The 24,062-nt window shown below is 70.4% G+C and carries 21 protein-coding genes; 13 read left to right on the top strand and 8 right to left on the bottom strand.

Going from position 1 to position 24,062, the window contains the following annotated elements; all coding sequences use genetic code 11:
- Positions 1-91 precede the first annotated feature (91 nt).
- A complete protein-coding gene (locus OG841_RS17750) occupies positions 92-1,054 on the top strand; it encodes a DeoR/GlpR family DNA-binding transcription regulator (protein ID WP_371566063.1) in 963 nt (320 codons plus the stop codon).
- A 720-nt stretch (positions 1,055-1,774) separates the two neighbouring features.
- Here OG841_RS17750 and OG841_RS17745 read toward each other — a convergent pair.
- Positions 1,775-3,547: an acetyl/propionyl/methylcrotonyl-CoA carboxylase subunit alpha gene (locus tag OG841_RS17745; RefSeq protein WP_328640586.1), complete on the bottom strand. Its 1,773-nt coding sequence runs from the start codon at positions 3,545-3,547 to the stop codon at positions 1,775-1,777.
- 364 nt (positions 3,548-3,911) lie between these two features.
- Between OG841_RS17745 and OG841_RS17740 the strand changes: the two genes are divergently transcribed.
- Positions 3,912-4,433 (top strand): hypothetical protein, encoded by a 522-nt coding sequence (locus OG841_RS17740; protein WP_328640587.1) that lies wholly within the window; start codon positions 3,912-3,914, stop codon positions 4,431-4,433.
- Here OG841_RS17740 and OG841_RS17735 read toward each other — a convergent pair.
- The 4 genes from OG841_RS17735 to OG841_RS17720 all read right to left on the bottom strand — a co-directional run bounded on the left by OG841_RS17735 (position 4,402) and on the right by OG841_RS17720 (position 7,049).
- A complete protein-coding gene (locus tag OG841_RS17735; RefSeq protein WP_328640588.1) occupies positions 4,402-5,022 on the bottom strand; it encodes a nucleoside triphosphate pyrophosphatase in 621 nt (206 codons plus the stop codon). The genes OG841_RS17740 and OG841_RS17735 overlap by 32 nt on opposite strands.
- 4 nt (positions 5,023-5,026) lie before the next feature.
- Positions 5,027-5,155 (bottom strand): morphogenic membrane protein MmpB, encoded by a 129-nt coding sequence (mmpB, locus tag OG841_RS17730; protein WP_328640589.1) that lies wholly within the window; start codon positions 5,153-5,155, stop codon positions 5,027-5,029.
- 74 nt (positions 5,156-5,229) lie between these two features.
- Entirely contained in the window at positions 5,230-5,439 is a 210-nt protein-coding gene (locus tag OG841_RS17725) for an acyl-CoA carboxylase epsilon subunit (protein WP_311720852.1), read from the bottom strand.
- A 17-nt stretch (positions 5,440-5,456) separates the two neighbouring features.
- Complete coding sequence (locus tag OG841_RS17720; RefSeq protein ID WP_280862898.1) at positions 5,457-7,049, bottom strand: acyl-CoA carboxylase subunit beta; 1,593 nt, start codon at positions 7,047-7,049, stop codon at positions 5,457-5,459.
- Between the two features lie 111 nt (positions 7,050-7,160).
- Between OG841_RS17720 and OG841_RS17715 the strand changes: the two genes are divergently transcribed.
- Positions 7,161-8,024 (top strand): biotin--[acetyl-CoA-carboxylase] ligase, encoded by an 864-nt coding sequence (locus OG841_RS17715; RefSeq protein ID WP_328640590.1) that lies wholly within the window; start codon positions 7,161-7,163, stop codon positions 8,022-8,024.
- Between the two features lie 187 nt (positions 8,025-8,211).
- Complete coding sequence (locus OG841_RS17710) at positions 8,212-9,306, top strand: adenylate/guanylate cyclase domain-containing protein (RefSeq protein WP_328640591.1); 1,095 nt, start codon at positions 8,212-8,214, stop codon at positions 9,304-9,306.
- On the opposite strand, the gene OG841_RS17705 is transcribed toward OG841_RS17710, so the two are convergent.
- The gene (locus OG841_RS17705) at positions 9,303-9,950 is read right to left on the bottom strand and encodes a hypothetical protein (RefSeq protein WP_371566055.1); all 648 of its coding nucleotides are present in this window, start codon (positions 9,948-9,950) and stop codon (positions 9,303-9,305) included. The two genes, OG841_RS17710 and OG841_RS17705, sit on opposite strands and share 4 nt — an antisense overlap.
- A 199-nt stretch (positions 9,951-10,149) precedes the next feature.
- Here OG841_RS17705 and OG841_RS17700 point away from each other — a divergent pair, with 199 nt between their 5' ends.
- The 3 genes from OG841_RS17700 to hutH all read left to right on the top strand — a co-directional run bounded on the left by OG841_RS17700 (position 10,150) and on the right by hutH (position 14,424).
- Entirely contained in the window at positions 10,150-10,953 is an 804-nt protein-coding gene (locus OG841_RS17700; protein ID WP_328640593.1) for an enoyl-CoA hydratase/isomerase family protein, read from the top strand.
- 701 nt (positions 10,954-11,654) lie between these two features.
- Complete coding sequence (locus tag OG841_RS17695) at positions 11,655-12,803, top strand: GGDEF domain-containing protein (protein WP_328640594.1); 1,149 nt, start codon at positions 11,655-11,657, stop codon at positions 12,801-12,803.
- Positions 12,804-12,885: 82 nt separating this feature from the next.
- On the top strand, positions 12,886-14,424 hold the full coding sequence (gene hutH, locus OG841_RS17690; RefSeq protein ID WP_328643641.1) for a histidine ammonia-lyase: 1,539 nt from the start codon (positions 12,886-12,888) through the stop codon (positions 14,422-14,424).
- Between the two features lie 37 nt (positions 14,425-14,461).
- Here the strand turns inward: hutH and OG841_RS17685 are convergent, their stop codons facing one another.
- On the bottom strand, positions 14,462-15,220 hold the full coding sequence (locus OG841_RS17685) for a hypothetical protein (RefSeq protein ID WP_328640595.1): 759 nt from the start codon (positions 15,218-15,220) through the stop codon (positions 14,462-14,464).
- A gap of 42 nt (positions 15,221-15,262) precedes the next feature.
- Entirely contained in the window at positions 15,263-15,544 is a 282-nt protein-coding gene (locus OG841_RS17680) for an LPXTG cell wall anchor domain-containing protein (RefSeq protein ID WP_266568632.1), read from the bottom strand.
- Between the two features lie 130 nt (positions 15,545-15,674).
- Here OG841_RS17680 and OG841_RS17675 point away from each other — a divergent pair, with 130 nt between their 5' ends.
- The 6 genes from OG841_RS17675 (at position 15,675) to OG841_RS17650 (ending at position 24,040) form a co-directional block, all read left to right on the top strand.
- On the top strand, positions 15,675-16,019 hold the full coding sequence (locus tag OG841_RS17675) for a hypothetical protein (protein WP_328640596.1): 345 nt from the start codon (positions 15,675-15,677) through the stop codon (positions 16,017-16,019).
- A 206-nt stretch (positions 16,020-16,225) separates the two neighbouring features.
- Complete coding sequence (locus OG841_RS17670; protein WP_328640597.1) at positions 16,226-17,491, top strand: L,D-transpeptidase; 1,266 nt, start codon at positions 16,226-16,228, stop codon at positions 17,489-17,491.
- 173 nt (positions 17,492-17,664) lie between these two features.
- Positions 17,665-19,143, top strand: a complete 1,479-nt coding sequence (locus tag OG841_RS17665; RefSeq protein ID WP_371566046.1) for an ABC transporter permease — start codon at positions 17,665-17,667, stop codon at positions 19,141-19,143.
- Positions 19,144-19,307: 164 nt separating this feature from the next.
- Complete coding sequence (locus OG841_RS17660) at positions 19,308-19,991, top strand: ABC transporter ATP-binding protein (RefSeq protein WP_365123790.1); 684 nt, start codon at positions 19,308-19,310, stop codon at positions 19,989-19,991.
- A gap of 200 nt (positions 19,992-20,191) precedes the next feature.
- Complete coding sequence (locus tag OG841_RS17655) at positions 20,192-23,512, top strand: S8 family serine peptidase (protein WP_371570735.1); 3,321 nt, start codon at positions 20,192-20,194, stop codon at positions 23,510-23,512.
- A gap of 267 nt (positions 23,513-23,779) precedes the next feature.
- Complete coding sequence (locus OG841_RS17650; protein ID WP_371566043.1) at positions 23,780-24,040, top strand: nuclear transport factor 2 family protein; 261 nt, start codon at positions 23,780-23,782, stop codon at positions 24,038-24,040.
- Positions 24,041-24,062 lie beyond the last annotated feature (22 nt).

Genomic DNA, 24,062 nt, shown 5'->3' with positions numbered 1-24,062 from the left:
TATACCACTTCCCGCCCAGCTGTGCGAACATCTTCTGCTATTCGGCGCAAACAGCTGAAAGCAGACGGTCGTTGGCGTTACTGTCAGTTTCGTGTTCGCTGCAGAACGTCGCCAATTGATCCTCGAAATGGTGCGAGCCAACGGGGCTGTATCGCTCCGTGAGCTCGCCCGCGTCGTCCAGACCTCCGAAGTGACCGTACGGCGGGACGTGCGCGCACTGGAGGCAGAAGGACTCCTCGACCGCCGACATGGCGGTGCGGTATTGCCGGGCGGGTTCACGCGGGAGTCCGGCTTTCCGCAGAAATCGCATCTCGCGACCGCCGAGAAGACGGCCATCGCCGATCTCGCCGCGGGCCTCGTAGAAGAAGGCGAGGCCATTGTGGTGGGGGCGGGTACCACCACGCAGGAGCTGGCGCGCCGGCTCGCCCGGGTTCCCGGACTGACCGTCGTGACCAATTCCCTTCTGGTGGCCCAGGCGCTCGCCCATGCCAACCGGGTGGAGGTCGTGATGACCGGCGGCACCCTGCGCGGTTCCAACTACGCCCTGGTGGGTTCCGGAGCGGAACAGTCGCTCCAGGGGCTCAGGGTCTCGCGGGCCTTCCTCTCCGGGAGCGGGCTCACCGCCGAGCGCGGTCTCTCCACGTCCAACATGCTGTCGGCGTCCGTGGACCGGGCGCTGGTGCAGGCCGCCGCGGAGGTCGTGGTCCTCGCCGACCACACCAAGCTCGGTACGGACACGATGTTCCAGACCGTGCCGACGGACCTGATCACCCGGCTCGTCACCGACGAGCCCCCGGGCCACGACGACCGGGCCGCCACGGAACTCCAGGCGCTCGCCGACCAGGGGGTGCAGATCACCGTGGCCGGCGCGTCGGGAGCACCGGGGGGAGATCAGGCCCCGGCGCGGCAGCAACAGCGCCGGGACGTGCCCCTGCCGGGGCCCCGCCGCGGCCAGGTCGCCTCACCGGGTCCCGCTCTCCGAACGGCCACGGCCCTGGGCGACCCGATTGCGGGTGCGGAGCGGGCACGGGTGGCGGATCTGCGCCGCCGCTGAGCTCCTTCGGCCCGCGCGGTACCGCCGGGTTGCTTGAGGGGCGGGGCTGCCTCGGCGCCAGTACGCGGGGACGGGGGGTGTCGTGCGACTCGTGCGGCGCGGGGTGGGGCTGCTCCGGCCGGGGGCGGTACGCGGTGTGGGGGTGCGCCGGCCGGATGGGGCTCGTGCGTCGGGGTTGTCGTGCGGCTCGAGTGTCGCGGGTGGGCTGTCGACGGGGTTGGTGTCTCGGGGCGGCTCCGGGCGCAAGGGCTTTGGGGTGGGCCGGTGCCTAGCGGGGTGCAGGTTTTGGGTGGTCGGCCTCGGCCGCGCAGGTTCTCGGTGAGGCCGGGATCCGGATCGCGGACGGCGTCAACGAACTCGCCGTGCTGAACGGCCCGATCCGCCACGTCGTCGCCGCGCACGTCGTCGGTGCGATCCTGCTCGGTGTCGCCCTGCTGCGCGGCCGCCTGATCCCGGCCCGGGGGCGCCTGGCTGCCGATCCTGTCCATGCCGCTCAACGTGGCCGGATACGTGATCGGCATCGCGGCCCTGATCGCGCTGTCCTCGTCATTGCGGCCGTCCCCTACGTCGGTCTCGCCCTGGCCCTCCGCCACTCGCGGCTTCGCTCGAGCGGGGGGACCCCATCGGCACCGGCTGGGCGGGGATCCCGTGGGTAAAACGAGGCGCCCGGCGGACTGACTGCTTCAGTTCGCCGGGCGCCTCGAGATGTCGTACGACTGCTCAGTCCTTGATCTCGCAGATCGCCGCGCCCGAAGTGATCGACGCGCCGACCTCCGCGGACAGGCCCTTGATGGTGCCGGCCTTGTGCGCGTTGAGGGGCTGTTCCATCTTCATCGCCTCGAGGACGACGACGAGGTCGCCCTCCTTGACCTCCTGGCCCTCCTCGACGGCGATCTTGACGATCGTGCCCTGCATCGGAGAGGCGAGGGTGTCACCCGAGGCGACGGGGCCGGACTTCTTGGCCGCGCGGCGCTTGGGCTTGGCCCCGGCGGCGAGGCCGGTGCGGGCCAGCGACATGCCCAGGGAGACCGGCAGGGAGACTTCCAGGCGCTTGCCGCCGACCTCGACGACGATCGTCTCGCGGTCCGCGTCCTCGTCGGCCTCGGTTTCGGTGAGGGCGGCGAAGGGCTTGATGTCGTTGACGAACTCGGTCTCGATCCAGCGGGTGTGGACCGTGAACGGGTCACCGGAGCCGGTCAGCTCCGGAGCGAACGCCGGGTCGGCGACCACCTTGCGGTGGAAGGGGATGGCGGTGGCCATGCCCTCGACCTGGAACTCCTCCAGGGCGCGGGCGGCGCGCTGGAGCGCCTGCTCGCGGGTGGCGCCGGTGACGATCAGCTTGGCCAGCAGGGAGTCCCACGCGGGGCCGATGACGCTGCCGGACTCGACACCGGCGTCCAGGCGGACACCCGGGCCGGACGGCGCCTCGAAGCGGGTGACGGTGCCGGGCGCGGGCAGGAAGCCGCGGCCCGGGTCCTCGCCGTTGATGCGGAACTCGAAGGAGTGGCCGCGCAGTTCGGGATCGCCGTAGCCGAGCTCCTCGCCGTCGGCGATGCGGAACATCTCGCGCACCAGGTCGATGCCGGCGACCTCCTCGGTGACCGGGTGCTCCACCTGGAGGCGGGTGTTGACCTCCAGGAAGGAGATCGTGCCGTCCATGCCGACCAGGAACTCCACCGTGCCGGCGCCGACGTAGCCGGCCTCCTTGAGGATGGCCTTGGAGGACGCGTACAGCTCGGCGACCTGGGCGTCGGACAGGAAGGGCGCGGGGGCTTCCTCGACCAGCTTCTGGTGGCGGCGCTGGAGCGAGCAGTCGCGGGTGGAGACGACGACCACGTTGCCGTGGGTGTCGGCCAGGCACTGGGTCTCCACGTGGCGGGGCTTGTCGAGGTAGCGCTCGACGAAGCACTCGCCGCGGCCGAAGGCGGCGACGGCCTCGCGCACGGCGGAGTCGTAGAGCTCGGGGACCTCTTCGAGGGTGCGGGCGACCTTCAGGCCGCGTCCGCCACCGCCGAAGGCGGCCTTGATGGCGATCGGCAGGCCGTGCTCCTGGGCGAAGGCGACGACCTCCTCGGCACCGGAGACCGGGTCGGGGGTGCCGGCCACCAGCGGGGCGCCGGCCCGCTGGGCGATGTGCCGGGCGGCGACCTTGTCACCGAGGTCGCGGATGGCCTGCGGGGGCGGGCCGATCCAGATCAGGCCCGCGTCCAGGACCGCCTGCGCGAACTCGGCGTTCTCGGAGAGGAAGCCGTAGCCGGGGTGGATGGCGTCCGCGCCCGACTCGCGCGCGGCGCCCAGGACCTTGTCGATGTCCAGATAGCTGGTGGCCGGGGTGTCACCGCCCAGGGCGAACGCCTCATCCGCGGCGCGGACATGCAGAGCGTCCCGGTCCGGGTCGGCGTACACGGCCACGCTCGCGATACCGGCATCCCGGCAGGCCCGGGCAACGCGGACAGCGATTTCGCCACGGTTGGCGATGAGCACCTTGCGCACGATTGAGGCTCCCTCCTTGAAACAAGCCGAGTTTAGGGACTGCCGACACGGCTCTTCGACCCATCCCCTGTGGTGAGCTTCCCCACACGGAGCGTGATGCGGGGGTAGCCCGACCCGCGAAATCCCTTGTCGCACCTCGTTACGCAGGACTCCTCCCGGAAACCCTAGCCCTCCTCTGTGGCCAAGGTCTCTGTGAGAGCGTGCTGCGGACCACTCCGTTTCTTTGTGGAGTCCCTACGAATGGCCCAATGAATCTTTGCCTGCGGCCGAACCCTTGTCCCAGGGTTTACCCGTTAGTAGCGTTCGCGCTGTATTGAACGTAGGTCTGGTATCCAGAGCATGGCTCGAAAGTGGGTGGGGACCGGTGATCCGCAGGCCGGTGGCGTGGGTCGTGGCGGTCGTTCTCTTCGTCGAGGCTCTCGGCGTGGCGATGCTGAACTGGCTCATGGGCAATCTCGTCGACGCGCAGAACATGTCGCTGGCCGGTCTGGACCCGGACGCGATGTCGATGTCCTCGAAGATCGGCGGGATCGTCTTCGGCCTCTACTTCGCGCTGTGCGCGCTGGTCGCCCTGCTGGTGGCGGTGCGCGACCGGCAGCCCGCCGGGCTCGGCCGGGTCCTGCTGATCAGCGCGGCCGTGGTGCACGGCCTGCTGGGCGCGGTCGCCTGGGCGCTGATCGGCTGGCCCCAGTTCCTCTTCATGCTCGTGATGCTCGGGCTGCTCGTGCTCGTGCTGGTGACCTACGACGCACGGCGAGGGCCGGTCGCGGCGGGACCGCAGGACGCGCAGGGTCCGGGCGGCCCCGAGGGCCCCAAGGAGCCGGAGAGCCCTCAGGGGGCCGGCGGCTCGCCGGTCACGCCTCCGCCGGCGCCCACAACTCCGTGATGCCGACGCCGAGCTCGGCCAGCAGCCGGCGCAGCAGCGGCAGGCTGAGGCCGATCACATTGCCGTGGTCGCCGTCGATGCCGTCGATGAACGGGGCCGAGCGGCCGTCCAGGGTGAACGCCCCCGCGACATAGAGGGGTTCGCCGGAGGCGACGTATGCGGCGATCTCGTCGTCGGTCGGCTCGCCGAAGCGGACGACGGTCGAGGCGACGCCGGAGACATACCGGCCGCTCGTCGTGTCGTAGACGCAGTGGCCGGTCTGCAGAGTGCCCGCGCGCCCGCGCATGGACTTCCAGCGGGCCGTGGCCTCCTCGGTGTCGGCCGGCTTGCCCAGTGCCTCGCCGTCCAGGTCGAGCACCGAGTCGCAGCCGATCACCAGCGCGCCCTTGACCTCGGGCTTCGCGGCCACGACGGAGGCCTTCGCCTCGGCGAGGGCGAGCGCGAGATCGGCGGGCGTGGGAGCGGTGACGGCGTCCTCGTCGACCCCGCTCACGAGTACCTCGGGGGTGAGGCCGGCCTGCCGCAGCAGGTTCAGGCGAGCGGGTGACTGGGAGGCGAGGACGAGTCGGCGGCGCGGCTGGTCGGTCATGCGGTCAGCGTAGTCCGATCACCATCATCGCGAGCACCATGGCCAGCGCCAGGAAGATGCTCAGACGCCGAAGCATCTCCTGCGTGTCGCGCAGTTCCTTGGGCGGTTCGTTCTCGGGGTCGGACCACAGCATGGTTTCCAGCGTGCGGCGATTTCGCGGAGGGCGCCTGAGTACGCGTACTCAACTTCTCCGACAGGTGGGCCGCCCTACCCCGGCCAGTAGGTGCGCGCCCACGAGGTGGGCCCCGGCTGGGGCAGGCGGTGGCCCGCGATCCGTGACGGGTCGGACCACGCGGCGCTCTGCTCCTCGGCGCCGGACGGCGTTGTCGTCGCCGCCGCGGCGCGGGCCCGGACCACCGCCAGGGCGGCGGCGAGTTCCTCCGGGGTGGGGTTACCCCGTACGACCTTGATGTTCATGACGGCTCCCGGCAGGGCTAGAGGGGGATGTTGCCGTGCTTCTTGGGGGGCAGGGACTCGCGCTTGGTGCGCAGCTGGCGCAGGCCCCGGACCACGTGGCGGCGGGTGTCCGACGGCATGATCACCGAGTCGATGTAGCCGCGCTCGGCCGCGATGTAGGGGTTGAGAAGGGCGTCCTCGTACTCCTGGATCAGGCGGGCGCGGGTCGCCTCCAGCTCTCCGGCCGCCTCCGCCTCCGCGATCGTGCGGCGGTGCAGGATGTTGACCGCGCCCTGGGCGCCCATCACGGCGATCTGGGCGGTCGGCCAGGCGAGGTTGAGGTCCGCGCCGAGGTGCTTGGAGCCCATGACGTCGTAGGCGCCGCCGAAGGCCTTGCGGGTGATCACCGTGATGAGGGGGACGGTGGCTTCCGCGTAGGCGTAGATCAGCTTGGCGCCGCGGCGGATGATGCCGTCGTGCTCCTGGTCGACGCCGGGGAGGAAGCCCGGTACGTCGACGAAGGTGATCACCGGGATGTTGAAGGCGTCGCAGGTGCGGACGAAGCGCGCCGCCTTCTCGGACGCGGTGATGTCGAGGCACCCGGCGAACTGCATCGGCTGGTTGGCCACGATGCCGACCGGGTGGCCCTCGACACGGCCGTAGCCGGTGAGGATGTTCGGCGCGTACAGCGGCTGCGTCTCGAAGAACTCGGCGTCGTCCAGGATGTGTTCGATCACCGTGTGCATGTCGTACGGCTGGTTCGCGCTGTCCGGCACGAGCGTGTCCAGCTCGCGGTCCTCGTCGGTGATCGCGAGGTCCGCCTCCTCCGGGTAGACCGGCGGCTCGGAGAGGTTGTTGGACGGCAGGTACGACAGCAGCTGCTTGACGTACTCGATGGCGTCCTTCTCGTCCCCGGCCATGTGATGGGCCACGCCGGACACCGCGTTGTGGGTGCGGGCGCCGCCCAGCTCCTCGAAGCCGACGTCCTCACCGGTGACCGTCTTGATGACGTCGGGGCCGGTGATGAACATGTGCGAGGTCTGGTCGACCATGACCGTGAAGTCGGTGATCGCCGGGGAGTACACGGCTCCGCCGGCGCAGGGACCGACGACCAGGCTGATCTGCGGGATGACACCGCTGGCGTGGGTGTTGCGGCGGAAGATCTCGCCGTAGGCGCCGAGGGAGGCCACTCCCTCCTGGATCCGGGCGCCGCCGGAGTCGTTGATGCCGATGACCGGACAGCCGGTCTTCAGCGCGAAGTCCATCACCTTGACGATCTTCTGGCCGTAGACCTCGCCCAGCGCGCCGCCGAAGACGGTGAAGTCCTGGGAGAACACGGCGACGGGGCGGCCGTCGACCGTGCCGTAGCCGGTGACGACACCGTCGCCGTAGGGGCGGTTGTTCTCCAGACCGAAGTTGGTGGAGCGGTGCCGGGCGAACTCGTCCAACTCGACGAAGGAGCCCTCGTCCAGGAGGAGCTCGATGCGCTCACGGGCCGTCAGCTTGCCCTTGGCGTGCTGCTTCTCGACGGCGCGTGCGGAGCCGGCGTGCGTCGCCTCGTCAATACGACGCTGGAGATCCGCGAGCTTGCCCGCGGTGGTGTGAATGTCGGTCGCTTCCGGCTCGGACATCGGGATCGCGGCTCCCTGCCTGCTCAAAAGGGGGGACGGTTACTCATCCGTAGAGTAGTGGTGCCCCTCCGAATCAGCAGTGCGGCGTTTCACACACCTAGGGTGGCTTGCATGACGCCGCGAGATGCTTCAGGAGACGACAGCCGTTGGTCGGACCTCGACCGGCCACCCCTCAACGCGGCCGCGTTGCGCCGCGGGCTGGTGCGGGAGGGCGGGCTGTGGTCCGGGATCGAGGTGGTGGCCGGCACCGGCTCCACCAACTCCGACCTGGTCGCCCGTGCCGGCGCGGGCAAGGCGGCCGAGGGCGCGGTCCTCGTCGCCGAGGAGCAGACCGCGGGGCGGGGCCGCCTGGACCGCCAGTGGACCGCGCCGCCGAGGTCGGGCTTGTTCTTCTCCGTTCTGCTGACGCCCGGTGATGTGCCGGTGGCCCGCTGGGGCTGGCTGCCGCTGCTGACGGGGGTGGCGGTGGCGACGGGGCTGTCCCGGGCCGCAGGTGTCGATACGGCCTTGAAGTGGCCCAACGACCTGCTCGTGACCGTGGGCGGCGAGGAACGCAAGGCCGGCGGAATCCTCGCGGAGCGGGCGGGCGAGGGCGGCGTCGTCGTGGGCGTGGGCATCAACGTCACCCTCCGGGAGGACGAGCTGCCGGTCCCGACCGCGGGTTCGCTGCTGCTGGCCGGAGCGGTGAGCACGGACCGGGACCCCCTGCTGCGGGCCGTCCTGCGCTCCCTGGAGGAGTGGTACGAGCGGTGGCGCACGGCGGCGGGCGACCCGACGGTGAGCGGACTCCAGGAGACGTACGCGGCGGGGTGCGCGACGCTGGGAAGGACGGTACGGGCGGAGCTGCCGGGTGACCGCTCACTGGTCGGCGAGGCGGTCGCGGTGGACGGCGACGGCCGTTTGGTGATCGCGACGGAGGAGGGCGTACAGGAACCGGTGGGTGCAGGAGACATCGTGCACCTGCGACCCGCGTAGGCATCGACACATCAGGGGCGCGGGGAACTGCGCGACCAGCCACGACGCCCCGCGGACGACGGAAGACATCAGCCACCCACGATCTCCCCGCTCCACCTGAAGGAGTGAGGACGTGAGCTGGCGCACACCTGCCGTACAGTTGAGGCCGGTCGATACCTGACCGTGACAGATCGGAAGGGCAGCAGGCGTGACCGCAGACGACACGGGCTCCGGCGCGGACGCGACCCCGCACCCGCTCGCCGTGCGTCTCGAGCAGCTCATCCTCGGCGCAGAGCGGCGTTACACCCCTTTTCAGGCGGCCCGCACCGCCGGTGTCTCCATGGAGCTGGCCACCCGCTTCTGGCGGGCGATGGGCTTCGCCGACGTCGGCCAGGCCAAGGCCTTCACCGAGGCGGACGTCCTGGCGCTGCGCCGCCTCGCCGGTCTCGTCGAGGCAGGGCTGCTGAGCGAGGCCATGGCCGTCCAGGTGGCGCGGTCCACCGGGCAGACCACCGCCCGGCTCGCCGAGTGGCAGATCGACTCCTTCCTGGAGGGCCTGACCGACCCCCCGGAGCCGGGCATGACCCGCACCGAGGTGACGTACCCGATCATCGAGCTGCTCCTGCCCGAGCTGGAGGAGTTCCTCGTCTACGTCTGGCGCCGCCAGCTCTCCGCATCGGCTGGGCGGGTCGTGCAGGCCGCCGACGACGAGGAGATGGTCGACCGGCGGCTGTGCGTCGGCTTCGCCGACCTGGTCGGGTTCACGCGGCTGACCCGCCGTATGGAGGAGGAGGAGCTCGGCGAGCTCGTCGAGGCCTTCGAGACCACCGCCGCCGACCTCGTCGCCGCGCGCGGCGGGCGGCTCATCAAGACGCTCGGTGACGAGGTGCTGTACGCGGCCGACGACGCGGCGGTGGCCGCGGAGATCGCCCTGCGGCTGATCGAGACCATGGCGAACGACGAGACCATGCCCGAGCTGCGCGTAGGCATCGCCTTCGGCACGGTGACCACCCGTATGGGCGATGTCTTCGGTACGACGGTGAACCTCGCCTCCCGGCTGACCTCGATAGCTCCCCGCGACGCCGTTCTCGTCGACAGCGCCTTCGCGGAGGAGCTGATCCGCACCGGCGAGGCGCCCGCCTCCGAGGCCGAGGCGGCCGAGGCCGCGGCCACCGCGGAGAAGGAGGGCGAGGAGCCGCCGACGTACCGCTTCGCACTCCAGCCGATGTGGCAGCGGCCGGTGCGTGGACTCGGCGTCGTCGAGCCCTGGCTGCTGACCCGCAGGGACGGGCCTCCCTCCTAGCCGCGCTGCTGCACGCACAGGCCGATGATCGGTACGCACAGGCCGGGGGCGGGCTGGGTGGTGTGAGAGGGCTGTGGGGTGGGCGTCGGTGCCGGTGGGGGCGTGGTCCGGGCCGGTTGCGGGGCCGTGGTCGTCGCCGGTGCGTGGGGCGTCGTGGACGCCGTGGAGGTCGGTGCCGGGGTGTTCGGTGCCTCCGGGATCGTCGTGGGGGCCGCCGCGAGGGGGAGTGGTACGGCCGTCGCGGACCCCCTCGGGGCCGACGAGGCGCCCGGTGTGGGCGTCGCGGAGAGCCCGCCCATCGCCGTGGTCGACGACGGGCCCGCCTGCGGGACGGAGCCCACGGTCGCGGCGGCGTTCGTCGCTCGGTCCGTGCCGGTGTCGATGTCCGTGTCCGCGCCCGGGGCGGCCTGGGGGTCCGCCTCCGTCGCACCGAAGCCGCCCACTCCCGTGTCCGGCGTCATCCGTACGAGGCTGAGGGCACCGGCGGCGAGGGCGAGGCCGCCCGCCGCGAGCAGGACCTTGCGGGGGCGGGGTTTGCGGTGGCGGCCGCGCGGTCCGAAGAGGCGGGTGCCGGTGCCAGTGCCGGTGTCGGTGCCGTCCGCCAGTCCTGTCGCCGTCGCCGCCGTAGTCATCGTCGCCGTCATGCTTCCTCCCCTGTGTGCCTGCGCCCCCGTGCGCCGTGGCGGGGCGCACGTTATGCGCTGCTGTGGGCGGTGGGTGGGGAGTTGGGCGGGATGTCACTCGTACGGGGTGTCGGGTGGGTCGGCGGGAACCTTTCGCGGTGGGGGTGGGGCTGCGATGATCGGAGCGTTCTTGTTAACCCGCGTTAACCGGGAGGGTGTCATGGGTGAGGAGCGGTTCGGGGAGTTCGTGCTGGTGCGGCGGCATGAGGAGGGGATTGTCGCCGAGCTGGTTCTCGATCGGCCCAAGGCGATGAACGCGGTCTCCACGGAGATGGCACGGTCCGTCGCCGCCGCCTGTGCCTCGCTGGGGGGTGATGAGGGGGTACGGGTGGTCGTGGTGACCTCCACGCATGAGCGGGCGTTCTGTGTCGGGGCGGATCTGAAGGAGCGGAACTCCTTCAGCGACGCTGAGCTGCTGCGGCAGCGACCGGTGGCCCGGGGGGCGTACACGGGGGTGCTGGAGTTGCCTGTGCCGACGATCGCCGCGGTGCACGGGTTCGCGTTGGGCGGGGGATTCGAGCTGGCGCTGTCGTGCGACCTGATCGTGGCCGACCGTACGGCGGTGGTGGGGTTGCCGGAGGTGTCGGTGGGGGTGATCCCCGGGGGCGGGGGGACGCAGTTGCTGCCTCGGCGGGTGGGGGCGGCGCGGGCTTCGGAGCTGATCTTCACCGCGCGGCGGGTGGAGGCGGAGGAGGCGCAACGGCTGGGGCTGGTGGATCAGCTGGTGGAGGCCGGGGAGGACCGGGCGGAGGCGCTTTCGCTGGCGGCTCGGATCGCCGCGAACTCGCCTGTGGGGTTGCGGGCGGCGAAGCGGGCGCTGCGGCTCGGGCAGGGGCTGGACCTGCGGGCCGGGCTCGAGGTGGAGGACGCGGCGTGGCGGGCGGTGGCGTTCTCGGGGGACCGGGCGGAGGGGGTGGCGGCGTTCAACGAGCGCCGGGCACCGCGGTGGCCTCCGGCGGTTTGACGGGGGTGCCTGCGGCGGCCTGCTTCGGTTGGGTGGGGGTGGGCGTTGTGCGCAGTTCCCCGCGCCCCTGAGTGCCTGCGGCGCAGCTGCGGGCCCGGTCGGGGCGGGTGTAGCGCGTGTCGTCTGGTGGGTGGGTCGGGGCCGGGGGGGGGGGTGTCCGTCCTCGGTCCGGCGGTTGCTGTGTCTTGGGTGGTGCCGGGTATCGGACGCCGGCCGCTGCGGGCGGACACCCCCCACCCCGTCCCCTTGGCGCCGTACGCGGCCAACGGTCCGTCGTGGCGCGCGGTACGGCTACCGGTTCGCCGGGGCCGTGAGGTGGTGAACGGTCCGTTGCGGCGAGCGGTCCGTCGTGGTGGGCGGTGCGGCGAGCGGTCCGTCGTGGTGGGCGGTGCGGCGAGCGGTCCGTCGTGGTGGGCGGTGCGGCGAGCGGTCCGTCGTGGCGCAGGGGACTGCACCTCCCCAGGGGCGCGGGGAACTGCGCGATCAGCCACAACGCGCCGGTAGCCGCCCAAGGACGGAAGCGGCACCCCCGTAGGCGCCCCGTCCAGCGCAAGCTCCCCCCGCGAACAGCCCCCACTCGCCCGACCACCTGACCCGGCACCGACATGGCCACCCGGTTCAAGCCCAGCGCCCGCGCCCGCGCGTGCTCGAACGGCCCAACCACAACCGGCCCCTACCCGAATCCTCCCTAGCCTGGAGTGATGGGTGAGGACATCCGGCTGGCCGCCGTCGTGGCGTTGGCTCAGGGCATGGCGGCGGCCCACGGCTCGCGGGAGGCGTGGCGGGCCGCCGCCGCTGGGGCGTGCCGTGCGCTCGGGGGGAGTTTCGCCGCGTTGTCCGTGTGGGAGCGGGAGCTCGGGCGGCTCAGGGTGCTGGTGAACGTGGGGGAGCTGGCCGCCGGTGAGGAGGAGTTCCCCGACGGTGAGGCCTACCCCGTGCACCAGTTCCCGGAGATCACCGAGTTTCTGCACGAGCGGTGGGCCGGGGGCGGCGAGCCCAACGCGTGGGTCGAGACGGCGGAGGGGCCCGCGGCCGGGGGGCGACCCGGCTATGTGCATCAGCGGGTCGCCGCGCTGCGCAGAAGGGGGCGCGGGAGCTGTGTCGTCGCTCCGATCGTGCTGAACGGGCGGGCGTGGGGGGAGCTGTACGTCGCCCGCCCCGCCGGCGCCCCCGTCTTCGGGCGGGAGGACGCCGACTTCGCCACCGTTCTGGCCGCCGTGGTCGCCGCCGGAATCGCCCAGGCGGAGCGGCTGGAGGAGGCGAGACGGCTGGCGTTCACGGATGCGCTGACCGGACTCGCCAATCGTCGTGCCGTTGACGCGCGGCTCGACGAGGCCGTAGACCGGCACAAGCGGGACGGTGTCGTCGTCAGCCTCGTCGTGTGTGATCTGAACGGGCTCAAGCGGGTCAACGACACTCGCGGACACGCCGTGGGCGACCGGTTGCTGGAACGTTTCGGCTCGGTGCTGTCCCTGTGCGGGGCCATGCTGCCGGGTGCCCTCGCCGCGCGGCTCGGCGGAGACGAGTTCTGTCTGCTCGCCGTCGGCCCGTCCGCCGACGACGTGGTCAAGGCGGCCGATGAACTCTGTCGGCGGGCCGGGGAGTTGGAGCTGGGCGAGGGAGTGGCCTGTGGGGTCGCCTCCACCGCGGATCCGATCGGACCCGTTCTGTCCGCCCGGCGGCTGTTCCGGCTCGCCGATGCCGCGCAGTACCGGGCCAAGGCCGAACGCGCCGTCAAGCCCGTCGTCGCGGGGCGGGCGGGGCCCGACGATCCCGTGGTACGGCTGGCCGACGCCGCTCCTTCCGGGGAGACGGCCGAGCGGCGGCAGTTCCGGGGGCGACTGCCCTGAGTGGGTGCGTACATGTAAGGGGCGTAACCCCGACCCAGTGGTGACATCCTGGAATTCAGTGCGTACGCTCCTGAATATGGATATGCACACTGTGGTGGTGGGGACGTCCGGGGTCACCGCGTCCGACGTTCTTGCCGTGGCACGAGACGGTGCCCGCATCGAGCTCTCCGAGGAGGCGGTCGCCGCCCTCGCCGCGGCCCGCGGGATCGTGGACGCCCTCGCGGCCAAGCCCGAGCCCGTCTACGGCGTCAGCACCGGCTTCGGTGCCCTCGCGACCCGGCACATCAGCCAGGAGCTCCGCGCCCAACTGCAGCGCAACATCGTCCGTTCGCACGCCGCCGGAATGGGGCCGCGGGTGGAGCGGGAGGTCGTACGGGCGCTGATGTTCCTGCGACTGAAGACCGTCTGCTCGGGACACACGGGGGTGCGGCCCGAGGTCGCGCAGACCATGGCCGACGTGCTCAACGCCGGGATCACGCCGGTCGTCCACGAATACGGGTCGCTCGGCTGCTCCGGCGACCTGGCGCCACTGTCCCACTGTGCCCTCACGCTCATGGGGGAGGGCGACGCCGAGGGGCCGGACGGTGTGGTGCGGCCCGCCGGTGAGCTGCTCGCCGAGCACGGGATCGAGCCGGTCGAGCTGCGCGAGAAGGAGGGGCTCGCCCTTCTCAACGGCACCGACGGCATGCTCGGGATGCTGGTCATGGCGCTCGCCGATCTGGACATGCTCTACAAGTCCGCCGACATCACCGCCGCCCTGTCGTTGGAGGCTCTGCTCGGTACCGACAGGGTGCTCGCTCCCGAACTGCACGCCATCCGGCCGCACCCGGGGCAGGGGGCCTCCGCCGCCAACATGCTGGCCGTGCTGACGGGTTCGGAGCTCACCGGGCATCACCAGGACGACGCGCCCCGGGTCCAGGACGCCTACTCCGTGCGCTGCGCGCCGCAGGTCGCCGGGGCCGGGCGGGACACCATGGCGCATGCGCGGCTGGTGGCGGAGAGGGAGTTGGCGTCCGCGGTCGACAACCCCGTCGTCCTGCCGGACGGGCGCGTCGAGTCCAACGGCAACTTCCATGGCGCGCCCGTGGCTTACGTCCTCGACTTCCTCGCCATCGCCGTCGCCGACCTCGCGTCGATCGCCGAGCGGCGCACCGACCGGCTGCTCGACAAGAACCGGTCCCACGGGCTGCCGCCGTTCCTCGCTGACGACGCCGGTGTCGACTCCGGACTGATGATCGCGCAGTACACGCAGGCCGCGCTGGTCAGCGAGTTGAAGCGGCTGGCCGTACCGGCGTCCGCGGACTCGATCCCGTCCTCCGCGATGCAGGAGGACCACGTCTCGATGGGGTGGTCGGCCGCCCGCAAGCTGCGTACCGCCGTCGACAACCTCACCCGGGTCCTCGCCGTCGAGCTCTACGCCGCCTCGCGCGCCGTCGAGCTGCGCGAGGGCCTGAGTCCCGCGCCGGCGACGCGGGCCGCCATCACCGCCGTACGCAAGGCGGGTGTCGAGGGGCCCGGTCCGGACCGGTTCCTGGCGCCGGACCTCGCCGCGGCGGACGCGTTCGTGCGCGAGGGGCGGCTGGTCGAGGCGGTGGAGACGGTCACCGGGCCTTTGCGGTAAGGGGGACGGACCCCGCCGTACGGCGGGGCCCGGAGCGCTACTTGAGCTTGCCCACCTGGGCGTCGATCACGGGGAGCGGGACGGCTGACGTCTTGCCGCTCTCCATCGAGGCGAAGTCGACCGAGTAGTACGTGGAGACGACGGTGCCGACGCGCACCGCCTCCACGGTGAAGGTTCCTGTGCCCTCGCCGTCCATGTCGGCGTCCAGGACGAAGGCCACCGAGTCGTCACCCTTGCCGGAAGCCCTGCCCGGGGCGACCTTGGTGATCTTCATCTCCTCGCCCTGGGCCGTGATGCCGAACCCGCCGGAGCAGGGGGCGATCCCGTCGGAGACGGCCTTGAGGGCCTTCGCGGCGCCGTCGCCCTCGTACGAGGACAGGCCCACGCTGGTCATGGTGACGTTGAAGGAGTTTCCGACGCGCTCCTCCGATGTGACGGTGTTGCTCGCGCCCGTGTCGGTGTCGCCCGGGGGCAGGCCGGTCAGGGCGTAGGCGAGCGGGGCGCAGGCGGCCTTGTCCGTCTTCAGCTCGCTCCGGGACTTCGGCAGGGTGTCGTCGCCGTCGGCGATCTTGTCCCTGGGCAGGTCGCTCTGGACGAGCAGCAGCTTCTCCAGCTCGGCCGCGCCGAGCGCCTTCGCGGCGGCCGTGGTCGGCGAGGCGGACGCCTCCGACGGCCGGGGGCTCTCGGATGCCTTCGAGTCGTCGTCCGAGCCTCCGCCGCATCCCGTGATGAGCGCGAGCGACAGCACGCCCACGGCCGCAGTGACACCTGTGCGCACCGTCGATGATCTCTTCATGCGCGGACTATGAAGGTCGCGTCAAGAGCACGTCAAGCCCGTTCAAAACCCCAGCCGTTCCCGTCGTACCGAATAGACGACGAAGCCCGCACCCAGCGTGAGGAACAGGGTGCCGCCGACGACGTACGGCGTGGTGTCGAAGCTGCCGGTGTCGGCGAGCCGGGTGTCGTCCACGGACGTCTCCGCGCTCGTGGTCGTGACCCGCGCCTGTGCCGTGACCTGCGGGGACGGCTCTGTTCTCGCCGGGCTGTCCTGGGTCGCGTTGGCGGACGGGACGAACCACAGGGCACCCAGCAGGGTCCCCGCGGCGGTGGCGGTCAGCAACGGACGGCGAACGGATGACACGGAATATCGATCCCCTTGTGGTGCTGGCGAATTGGCCGTGTGGGGCGATGTTAGTGAAAGGCGCGGGTCACGGGAAAGTCACGGGAGCCATGGGCTTTACGCTCCGGGCATGAGCACTGAAGAGACATCACGTTTTGTACGGCTTCGGGTGGAACTCGTCGTCGAGGTCGACGACCGGGACGCCGTGACCCGGGCCGCGCTGGCGCGGATCGCGGAGGATCCGGACATGCCGGCCGACGAGCGGGCGCACGCCGAGGGCGCTGTGACGGAAGACACTGCGGAGGCGCTCGCCTATCTCGTGGACCCGTTCGACCTGGTCGGGGACCTGTCGGGCGTCGAACTCGCCCAGGCCTCCTGGAGCAGTGAGCAGATCGAGTACGACCCGGATTCGCCGGACTGGGACCTCGACGGGGATGATGTACGGGAGGACGAGGAAGAAGAGGCCGTCGGCTGAGCGCGCTTGGGGACTTCGTGACCCCGGGTGGCAACCGCCGTCCGGGGTTTCGTCGTCTCAGGAGTCGCACGCACCGACAGACGCACCCTCCGCCACGGCGGACGTGGTGTGCCCCACATCTTCTCGGAAGGTGGAACGGGACGAACCGGTCGTAGCGTTTAGTTTTTATTGACGGGGACTCTCGGGGTTTCTGGGATTCGGCAACGATGGAGAAGCGTGTGATGACGGTCAGTAAGCGGCGCAGGGGCCTTTCGGTCGCGTCCGCACTGCTCGGCGGGGTGCTGGTGCTCTCGGCCTGTTCCGGTGGCGACGACTCCTCGTCGAGCGGCAGCGGCGGCGACACCTCGCAGGCCAAGGCCGACGAGGCGGCGGCCAAGAAGAGCTCCCAGGCCGAGATCAAGATCACGCCCAAGGACGGCACGGACAACGCCTCCATCAACAACTCCGCCGCCGTCACCGTGAGCAAGGGCACGCTCACCGGTGTGACGATGACGACCACCGACGGCGCGAAGGTGGCCGGCGCGCTGTCCGCCGACAAGACCAGCTGGAAGCCCAGCACTCAGCTGGAGCGCTCCACGACCTACAAGGTCGCCGCGGAGGCCAAGGACTCCGAAGGGCTCGTCGCCCACGAGAACGCCTCGTTCACGACGGTCTCCCCGGCGAACAGCTTCATAGGCAACTTCACGCCCGAGGACGGCTCGACCGTCGGCGTGGGCATGCCGGTGTCGATCAACTTCAACAAGGAGATCACCAACAAGGCGGCCGTGCAGAAGGGCATCACGGTCTCCTCCAGCAGCGGCCAGGAGGTCGTCTGCCACTGGTTCTCCACCGTCCGCATGGACTGCCGTCCCGACCAGTACTGGAAGGAGAACTCCACCGTCACGCTGAAGCTCGCGCTCGACGGTGTCGAGGGCGCCTCCGGTGTCTACGGCGTCCAGCAGAAGACCGTCACGTTCAAGATCGGCCGCAACCAGGTCTCGTACGTCGACGCCAAGACCAAGCAGATGAAGATCACGCACAACGGCGCGGTCATCAAGACCATCCCGATCTCGGCCGGTTCCCCGGAGAACAAGACGTACGAAGGCGTCATGGTGATGTCCGAGAAGTTCAAGGAGACGCGCATGAACGGCGCGACCGTGGGCTTCACCGACGACGACGGCAAGGGCGAGTACGACATCAAGGACGTGCCGCACGCCATTCGGCTCACCAACTCCGGCACCTTCGTGCACGGCAACTACTGGGGCGCCAAGTCCGTCTTCGGCAACGTCAACACCAGCCACGGCTGCGTGGGCCTGTCCGACACCAAGGGCGCCAACGACACCGGCACGGCGGGCTACTGGTTCTACACCAACTCCATCGTCGGTGACGTGGTGGTCGTGAAGAACACCGGCGACAAGACGGTGGCCCCGGACAACGGCCTCAACGGCTGGAACCTGAGCTGGGCGGACTGGAAGGCGGGGTCGGCGGTCTGACGCACGCGCCGACCGACTGACGCGCGGGAAGGCGGTCGCCCCTCGGGGGCGGCCGCCTTCCGTGCGTTCCTGACAGGCGCGTCCGGGGCCCTTGCCAGCTTCCGGACAGCCTTCTCATGCAGCTCTTATTCGGGGCTTATGCAGTCATCACGCGCCGTACCTAGCTTGCGGCCATGTTCTTCACCTACCTGAGGCGCGAACTGCGCCGCCGCAGAAAGGCGGCCCTCGTCGTCGCCTCCGGGCTCGCGCTCGGGATCGCGCTGGTCATCGTGGTCAGCTCCGTGTCGTCCGGCATGGGGAAGGCCCAGGACAAGGTCCTCCAGTCGCTGTACGGGCTGGGCACCGACATGACGGTCACCAAGGCCGCCCAGCCGCAGGCCAGTTCGTCGGAGCGGCCGCGTTTCCGGTTCGACGCGCAGGACAACGGCTCCGACGCGGAGCAGAGCAGCGACCGGGTGATGGTGCAGGGGTTCCAGACCCTGTCCACCTCCACCGTCACCAAGGTCGGCCGGCAGACCGGTGTCTCCGACGCGGTCGGCGGGCTGAGCCTGCAGGTCATCAAGATCAACGGCCAGTTCACGCGCGGCCAGTTCCAGCAGAACGGCAACGGGGGCGGTGAAGGCGGCGGCTTCGGCCGGAACGGCGGCGGTACCGGCCAGCCCCAGGGCGAAGTGCGGGGCGGCGGCGCCAACTTCGACGTCAACAACTACTCCGTCTTCGGCACCGACGTCACCAAGGCGGCCCTCGGCCCGCTGACCTCCTCCAAGATCACCAGCGGCCGTACGTTCACGTCGACCGAGACCGCCGCGAAGGTCGCCGTCGTCGACTCCGCGTACGCCAAGGAGAAGAAGCTCAAGGTCGGCTCCACCGTCACCATCAAGAGCGTCAAGTTCAAGGTGATCGGTATCGCCACCGCGGACAGCGGGGACGCGGCCGCCAACATCTACGTCCCGCTCACCCAGGCGCAGACCCTCAGCGACTCGAAGAACAAGGTCACCACGATCTACGTCAAGGCGACCGACTCGCAGAAGATCGACTCCGTCAAGTCGACGATCCAGAAGAACATCTCGGGTACGACGGTGACGACCTCGGCGGATCTCGCGGACACGGTGTCGGGGTCGCTGTCGACGGCGTCCTCGCTCGCCACCAACGTCGGCAAGTGGCTGTCCATCGCCGTGCTCGTCGCTGCCTTCCTCGTCGCCGGTCTGCTGACCTCGTCCGCCGTCTCACGCCGGGTGCGGGAGTTCGGCACGCTCAAGGCGCTGGGGTGGAAGTCGGGGCGGGTGACCCGGCAGGTCGTCGGCGAGGCGATGGTGAACGGGCTGCTGGGCGGGGCGCTGGGCATCGCGCTCGGTCTCGCGGGGGCGTACGTCGTGACCGCCATCAGTCCCACGCTGCAGGCGCAGTTGGGCGGTGGCGGTGGTGGCGGTGGTGGCGGCGCCGGTGGTCCCGGTGGCGGAGGCTTCGGCGGTGGGTTCGGCCGTCAGGCGGCCGCCAAGACGCTGGATGTCTCCCTGACCGCTCCGGTCAGCCTGACGACGGTGTCGATCGCGGTGGGGCTCGCTGTGGCCGGCGGCCTCATCGCCGGGGCGTTCGGCGGCTGGCGCGCCTCCCGGCTGCGGCCGGCGGACGCACTGCGCCGAGTCGAGTAGCAAGGTCCGTCGGGGCCGGCCGGGAGTGGGTGTCGCTCACCGGCGCCGACCGGGTGCCGCCGCGCCCACCTGAGGGGCGCGGGGAACTGCGCGACCAGCCCCCACCGACCCGCGGCCGAACACGAACCGCACCAGCCCGAACCCCACCCACCCCGGAGCACTCCATGTACGAACTCAGAAGCGTCACCAAGCGCTACTCCCGAGGCAGGGACACCGTCGACGCGCTCGCCGGTGTCGACCTCACCATCGCCGACGGGGACCGTCTCGTCATCCAGGGGCCCACCGGCGGCGGCAAGTCCACCCTCCTTCAGATGCTCGGCGGACTGGACAAGCCCACGGAGGGCGAAGTGGTGCTCGACGGCACCGACTTGGCCAAGCTGTCGGAGGCCAGGCTCACCAAGGTCCGCAGCGAGAACATCGGCTTCGTCTTCCAGTCCTTCAACCTCATCCCCACCCTCACCGCCCAGGAGAACGTCGAGACCGCCCTCGTACCCCTCGGCGTGAAGGTGAAGGAGCGTCGGGAGCGGGCGGCGGAGGCCCTCACCTCCGTCGGGCTCGGTGAGCGCCTGAGGCATCTGCCCTCCGAGTTGTCCGGCGGACAGCAGCAGCGCGTCGCCATCGCCCGCGCCCTCGTCAAGCAGCCGAAGGTGCTCCTCGCCGACGAACCCACCGGCAACCTCGACGAGTCGATGCGCGACGAGATCATGGACGTACTCGAACGCATGTGGAAGGAGCTGGGGCTGACCTTCATCATGGTCACCCACGACTCCGCCATCGCGAAGAAGGCCCCGCGTCTCGCCACGATCCGCAAGGGCAGGATCACGGTGAAGGAGAACGCCGCCTCCTGAGCGCGGAGCCTCAACTCCCCCTGAATCCGGCAGTCTTGTAACAGACTTTGCTGTCGGGCAGTTGTCTATTGAGGTCGTGATCACCCCTCGGCATACTTCGAGCACCGGGGGGTGCACGTATACGCGTGCGAGTCTTCCCCCGCCCGGGTGAACGGGGAATTCACCCGGTCCTTCTGCAAGGGGGAAACTTGCGCAGACAAGTGAAAAAGGCATGCGCGGCCACGATCGCCACGGCGGCAGCGGTAGCGCTCGCGGCGGGCATGACCAGCCCGGCGTCGGCGGACGCGCAGCAGACGGCGAGCGTCGCGCAGACCAACAAGGCGCAGCTCACGCCCAAGCACCGCATCACCCTGATCACCGGTGACCGCGTCGTCGTGGACGCCAAGGGCCGTGTCGTGGGCCTGGAGCCCGCGAAGGGCCGCGAGCACATACCGGTTCAGCTCCGCAAGGCCGACGGCCACACCTATGTGCTGCCGTCCGACGTCGTCCGCCTGGTGTCGAGCGGCAAGCTCGACCAGCGGCTGTTCGACGTCACCGAGCTCAACAAGGCCACCACCCGCAAGTCCCAGAGCAAGGGACTGAAGGTGATCGTCGGCTACAAGGGCGCGGCGAGCGCGGCCAAGGACGACGTCCGGGACGCGGGCACGCTCCGCCACAGCCTGGCCTCCCTGAACGCCGACGCGGTGCAGACGCCGAAGGAGGACGCGCCCGAGCTGTGGGACGCGGTCACCAACGGCGACAAGACCGCCTCCGGCATCGCGCACGTCTGGCTCGACGGCGTCCGCAAGGCCAGCCTCGACAAGTCCGTGCCGCAGATCGGCGCTCCGACCGCCTGGGCCAAGGGCTACGACGGCAAGGGCGTCAAGATCGCCGTCCTGGACACCGGCATCGACGCGACCCACCCGGACCTCAAGGACCAGGTGATCGCGGCCAAGAACTTCTCCACCTCCGCCGACGCGACCGACAAGTTCGGCCACGGCACGCACGTCGCCTCCATCGCGGCCGGTACCGGCGCGAAGTCCGGCGGCAAGTACAAGGGTGTGGCCCCCGGCGCCAAGCTGCTCAACGGCAAGGTGCTCAGCGACGACGGCTACGGCGACGACTCGCAGATCCTCGCGGGCATGGAGTGGGCGGCCGAGCAGGGCGCCGACGTCGTCAACCTCAGCCTGGGCGGCGGCGACACCCCGGAGATCGACCCGCTGGAAGCCGAGGTCAACAAGCTCTCGGAGACCAAGGGCATCCTGTTCGCCATCGCCGCCGGCAACGAGGGCGACTTCGGCGACCAGACCATCGGCTCCCCGGGCAGCGCCGCCTCCGCCCTGACCGTCGGCGCGGTCGACGACAAGGACAAGCTGGCGTCCTTCTCCAGCACCGGCCCCGGCCTCGACGGGCAGATCAAGCCCGACGTGACCGCGCCGGGTGTGGACATCACCGCGGCGGCCGCTCCCGGCAGCCTCATCGACAAGGAGGTCGGCGAGAAGCCCGCCGGCTACCTGACCATCTCCGGTACGTCGATGGCGACCCCGCACGTCGCGGGCGCGGCGGCGATCCTCAAGCAGGAGCACCCGAACTGGGGCTACGCCGAGCTGAAGGGCACCCTCACCGGCTCCGCCAAGGGCGGCAAGTACACCCCGTTCCAGCAGGGTTCGGGCCGTATCGCGGTCGACAAGGCCATCACGCAGTCCGTCATCGCCAACCCGGTGTCGGTGAGCTTCGGCACGCAGCTGTGGCCGCACACCGACGACAAGCCGGTCACCAAGCAGGTGACGTACCGCAACCTCGGTACCAAGGACGTCACGCTGAAGCTGTCGTCGACGGCCACCAACCCGAAGGGGCAGGCCGCTCCGGCCGGCTTCTTCAAGCTGGGCGCCACCACGGTGACGGTCCCGGCGGGCGGCAAGGCCTCCGTCGACCTCATCGTCAACACCAAGCTGGGCGGCACGCTCGACGGTGCGTACTCCGCGTACGTGACGGCGACGGGCGGCGGTCAGACCGTGCGCACGGCGGCGGCGGTGCAGCGGGAGGTCGAGTCGTACGACGTCACGCTGAACGTCCTCGACCGTGACGGCAAGCCGGCCAAGACCTACAGCACGGACCTGTCCGGCATCTCCGGCCTCGCCAACGGCAAGTGGTTCGCGCCGTACGACGAGGACGGCTCGGTCACCGTCCGCGCGCCCAAGGGCGGCTACATCCTCAACTCCGCGTACTTCGTGGACCCGGAGGACGCCACCAAGGGCGCCGACTGGATGGTCCAGCCGAAGCTGAACGTCACGAAGAACACGACGATCACGCTGGACGCGCGCAAGGCCAAGCCGGTCGACATCACCGTGCCGGACACGGCGGCCAAGTCGGAGTTCGCCTCGCCCGGCTTCCAGGTCGACACGGCCGACGGCGGTTACGGCTACGGCTGGTTCCTGGACTCGTACGCGGGCTTCCGTACCGCGCACTTCGGCCCGCAGGTGACCGACGGTTCGCTCACCGAGCAGTTCGACGGCCACTGGAGCAAGGGCGCCACCGAGCAGTACGACACCGTCGCCGGCAGCAAGGTCAAGCAGTTCGCCACCGGTTACACCAAGCACTACAAGGCGAGCGAGCTGGCCACGGTCAAGGTCGGCATGGGCGCGGCGTCGAGCGGCAAGAAGGGCTCGATCAACGCCGTGGGCTGGCTGCCCGGCTCCTTCTCGGGTTCCTCGATCGGCATCCAGCAGACCCTGCCCAGCACCCGCACCCTGCACCTGTCCACCCTCAGCGGCGTCAAGTGGGGGATGGACTTCGAGCAGGACAGCGGTGTCGACCCGGACGGCTTCCCGATCTCCGAGGCGTACTACACGCTCGGTGCCGCACAGTCCTTCCAGGGCGGCAAGTCGTACGGGAAGACCTTCAACACCGCGGTCTTCGGCCCGCATCTCAACGCCGACCTCGGTCTGTACCGCAACGGCAACGAGATCTTCGGCTCCCTCCCGCTGTTCGCGGACGGCCAGGGCCACGCCGGCTCGTCGGTGTTCACCTCGGTCAACACCACGCTGTACAAGAACGGCGTCAAGGTCGGCTCGAACGACGACCCGCTGTTCGGCGAGAAGACCTTCAAGGTCCCGGCCGGCCAGGCCTCGTACAAGCTGACGACCTCGGTCAAGCGCAGCGTCAAGGTCGCGGCGGCCTCCACCCGGATCGACGCCAGCTGGACGTTCTCGTCCAAGAAGACGGCCGACTTCACCAAGCTGCCCGCCTCCATGGTCCGCTTCAACGCGGCCACGGGTCTGGACAGCCGTGTCGAGGCCGGTAAGACGGTCAAGATCCCGCTGACCGTCGAGGGTTCCGCCAAGGGCTCCAACCTGAAGTCCCTCGCGGTGTACGTGTCGTACGACTACGGCCAGACCTGGAAGAAGGTCACGGTCTCGGGCGGCAAGATCACCGTGAAGAACCCGGCGAAGGGGAAGGCCATCTCCTTCCACGCCAAGATCGCCGACAAGAAGGGCAACAAGTCGACGATCTCGATCTACAACGCGTACTACGCGAAGTGACCTGTAGGTCGTAGTAAGGGAGAGGCCCGTCGGGAGCACCGCTTCCGGCGGGCCTTCTCCGTGCCTCAGCCCGCCGTCCCGGGCCGCAGCTTCTCCGGGTTCCGTACCGCCCGGACACGGGTGACCCGGTCGTCCTCGACATCGAGGGCGAGGACCGCCTGAACGGTGTCGTCCACTTGGACCACCAGGCCGGGCCGGCCGTTGACCGTGCGTTCCAGGAGGACCAGTCGGGGGGCCCCGGTGACGAGGCCGGCCAGGAAGTACTTCGTGCAGACCGTGCACCCCGGAGTGCTCGGGGTCGACGGCGACAGCGCGTACGGGCGGGCGTACCTCGTGGAGTTCGGGCGGATGCGCGACGGCAGCTCGCACGCCGACCACGCCCTGTACCACGACCGCTACCGACGCACCCCGGCCGGCTGGAGGTTCATCGAGCGCTCCTATGAGATCCGCTACCTCGACACCACCGCGCTCACGGGCGCCCCGCCCGAGCCCGGCCTGACCGTGCCCCTTCCCGCCGGCCAGGGGTGAGCCCACAGCGAACTCCGGGTCG

This window comes from Streptomyces canus (assembly GCF_041435015.1).
Taxonomy (GTDB): Bacteria; Actinomycetota; Actinomycetes; order Streptomycetales; family Streptomycetaceae; genus Streptomyces; species Streptomyces canus_G.
This window is presented reverse-complemented; position numbering and strand designations above follow the sequence as displayed.

Coding starts and splice junctions, on each gene's coding strand:
- OG841_RS17735 (WP_328640588.1), bottom strand. CDS start 5,022: ATGACCGACCAGCCGCGCCGCCGACTCGTCCTCGCCTCCCAGTCACCC.
- mmpB (WP_328640589.1), bottom strand. CDS start 5,155: ATGCTGTGGTCCGACCCCGAGAACGAACCGCCCAAGGAACTGCGCGAC.
- OG841_RS17725 (WP_311720852.1), bottom strand. CDS start 5,439: ATGAACATCAAGGTCGTACGGGGTAACCCCACCCCGGAGGAACTCGCC.
- OG841_RS17720 (WP_280862898.1), bottom strand. CDS start 7,049: ATGTCCGAGCCGGAAGCGACCGACATTCACACCACCGCGGGCAAGCTC.
- OG841_RS17715 (WP_328640590.1), top strand. CDS start 7,161: ATGACGCCGCGAGATGCTTCAGGAGACGACAGCCGTTGGTCGGACCTC.
- OG841_RS17705 (WP_371566055.1), bottom strand. CDS start 9,950: ATGACGGCGACGATGACTACGGCGGCGACGGCGACAGGACTGGCGGAC.
- OG841_RS17700 (WP_328640593.1), top strand. CDS start 10,150: ATGGGTGAGGAGCGGTTCGGGGAGTTCGTGCTGGTGCGGCGGCATGAG.
- OG841_RS17695 (WP_328640594.1), top strand. CDS start 11,655: ATGGGTGAGGACATCCGGCTGGCCGCCGTCGTGGCGTTGGCTCAGGGC.
- hutH (WP_328643641.1), top strand. CDS start 12,886: ATGCACACTGTGGTGGTGGGGACGTCCGGGGTCACCGCGTCCGACGTT.
- OG841_RS17685 (WP_328640595.1), bottom strand. CDS start 15,220: ATGAAGAGATCATCGACGGTGCGCACAGGTGTCACTGCGGCCGTGGGC.
- OG841_RS17675 (WP_328640596.1), top strand. CDS start 15,675: ATGAGCACTGAAGAGACATCACGTTTTGTACGGCTTCGGGTGGAACTC.
- OG841_RS17670 (WP_328640597.1), top strand. CDS start 16,226: ATGGAGAAGCGTGTGATGACGGTCAGTAAGCGGCGCAGGGGCCTTTCG.
- OG841_RS17665 (WP_371566046.1), top strand. CDS start 17,665: ATGTTCTTCACCTACCTGAGGCGCGAACTGCGCCGCCGCAGAAAGGCG.
- OG841_RS17660 (WP_365123790.1), top strand. CDS start 19,308: ATGTACGAACTCAGAAGCGTCACCAAGCGCTACTCCCGAGGCAGGGAC.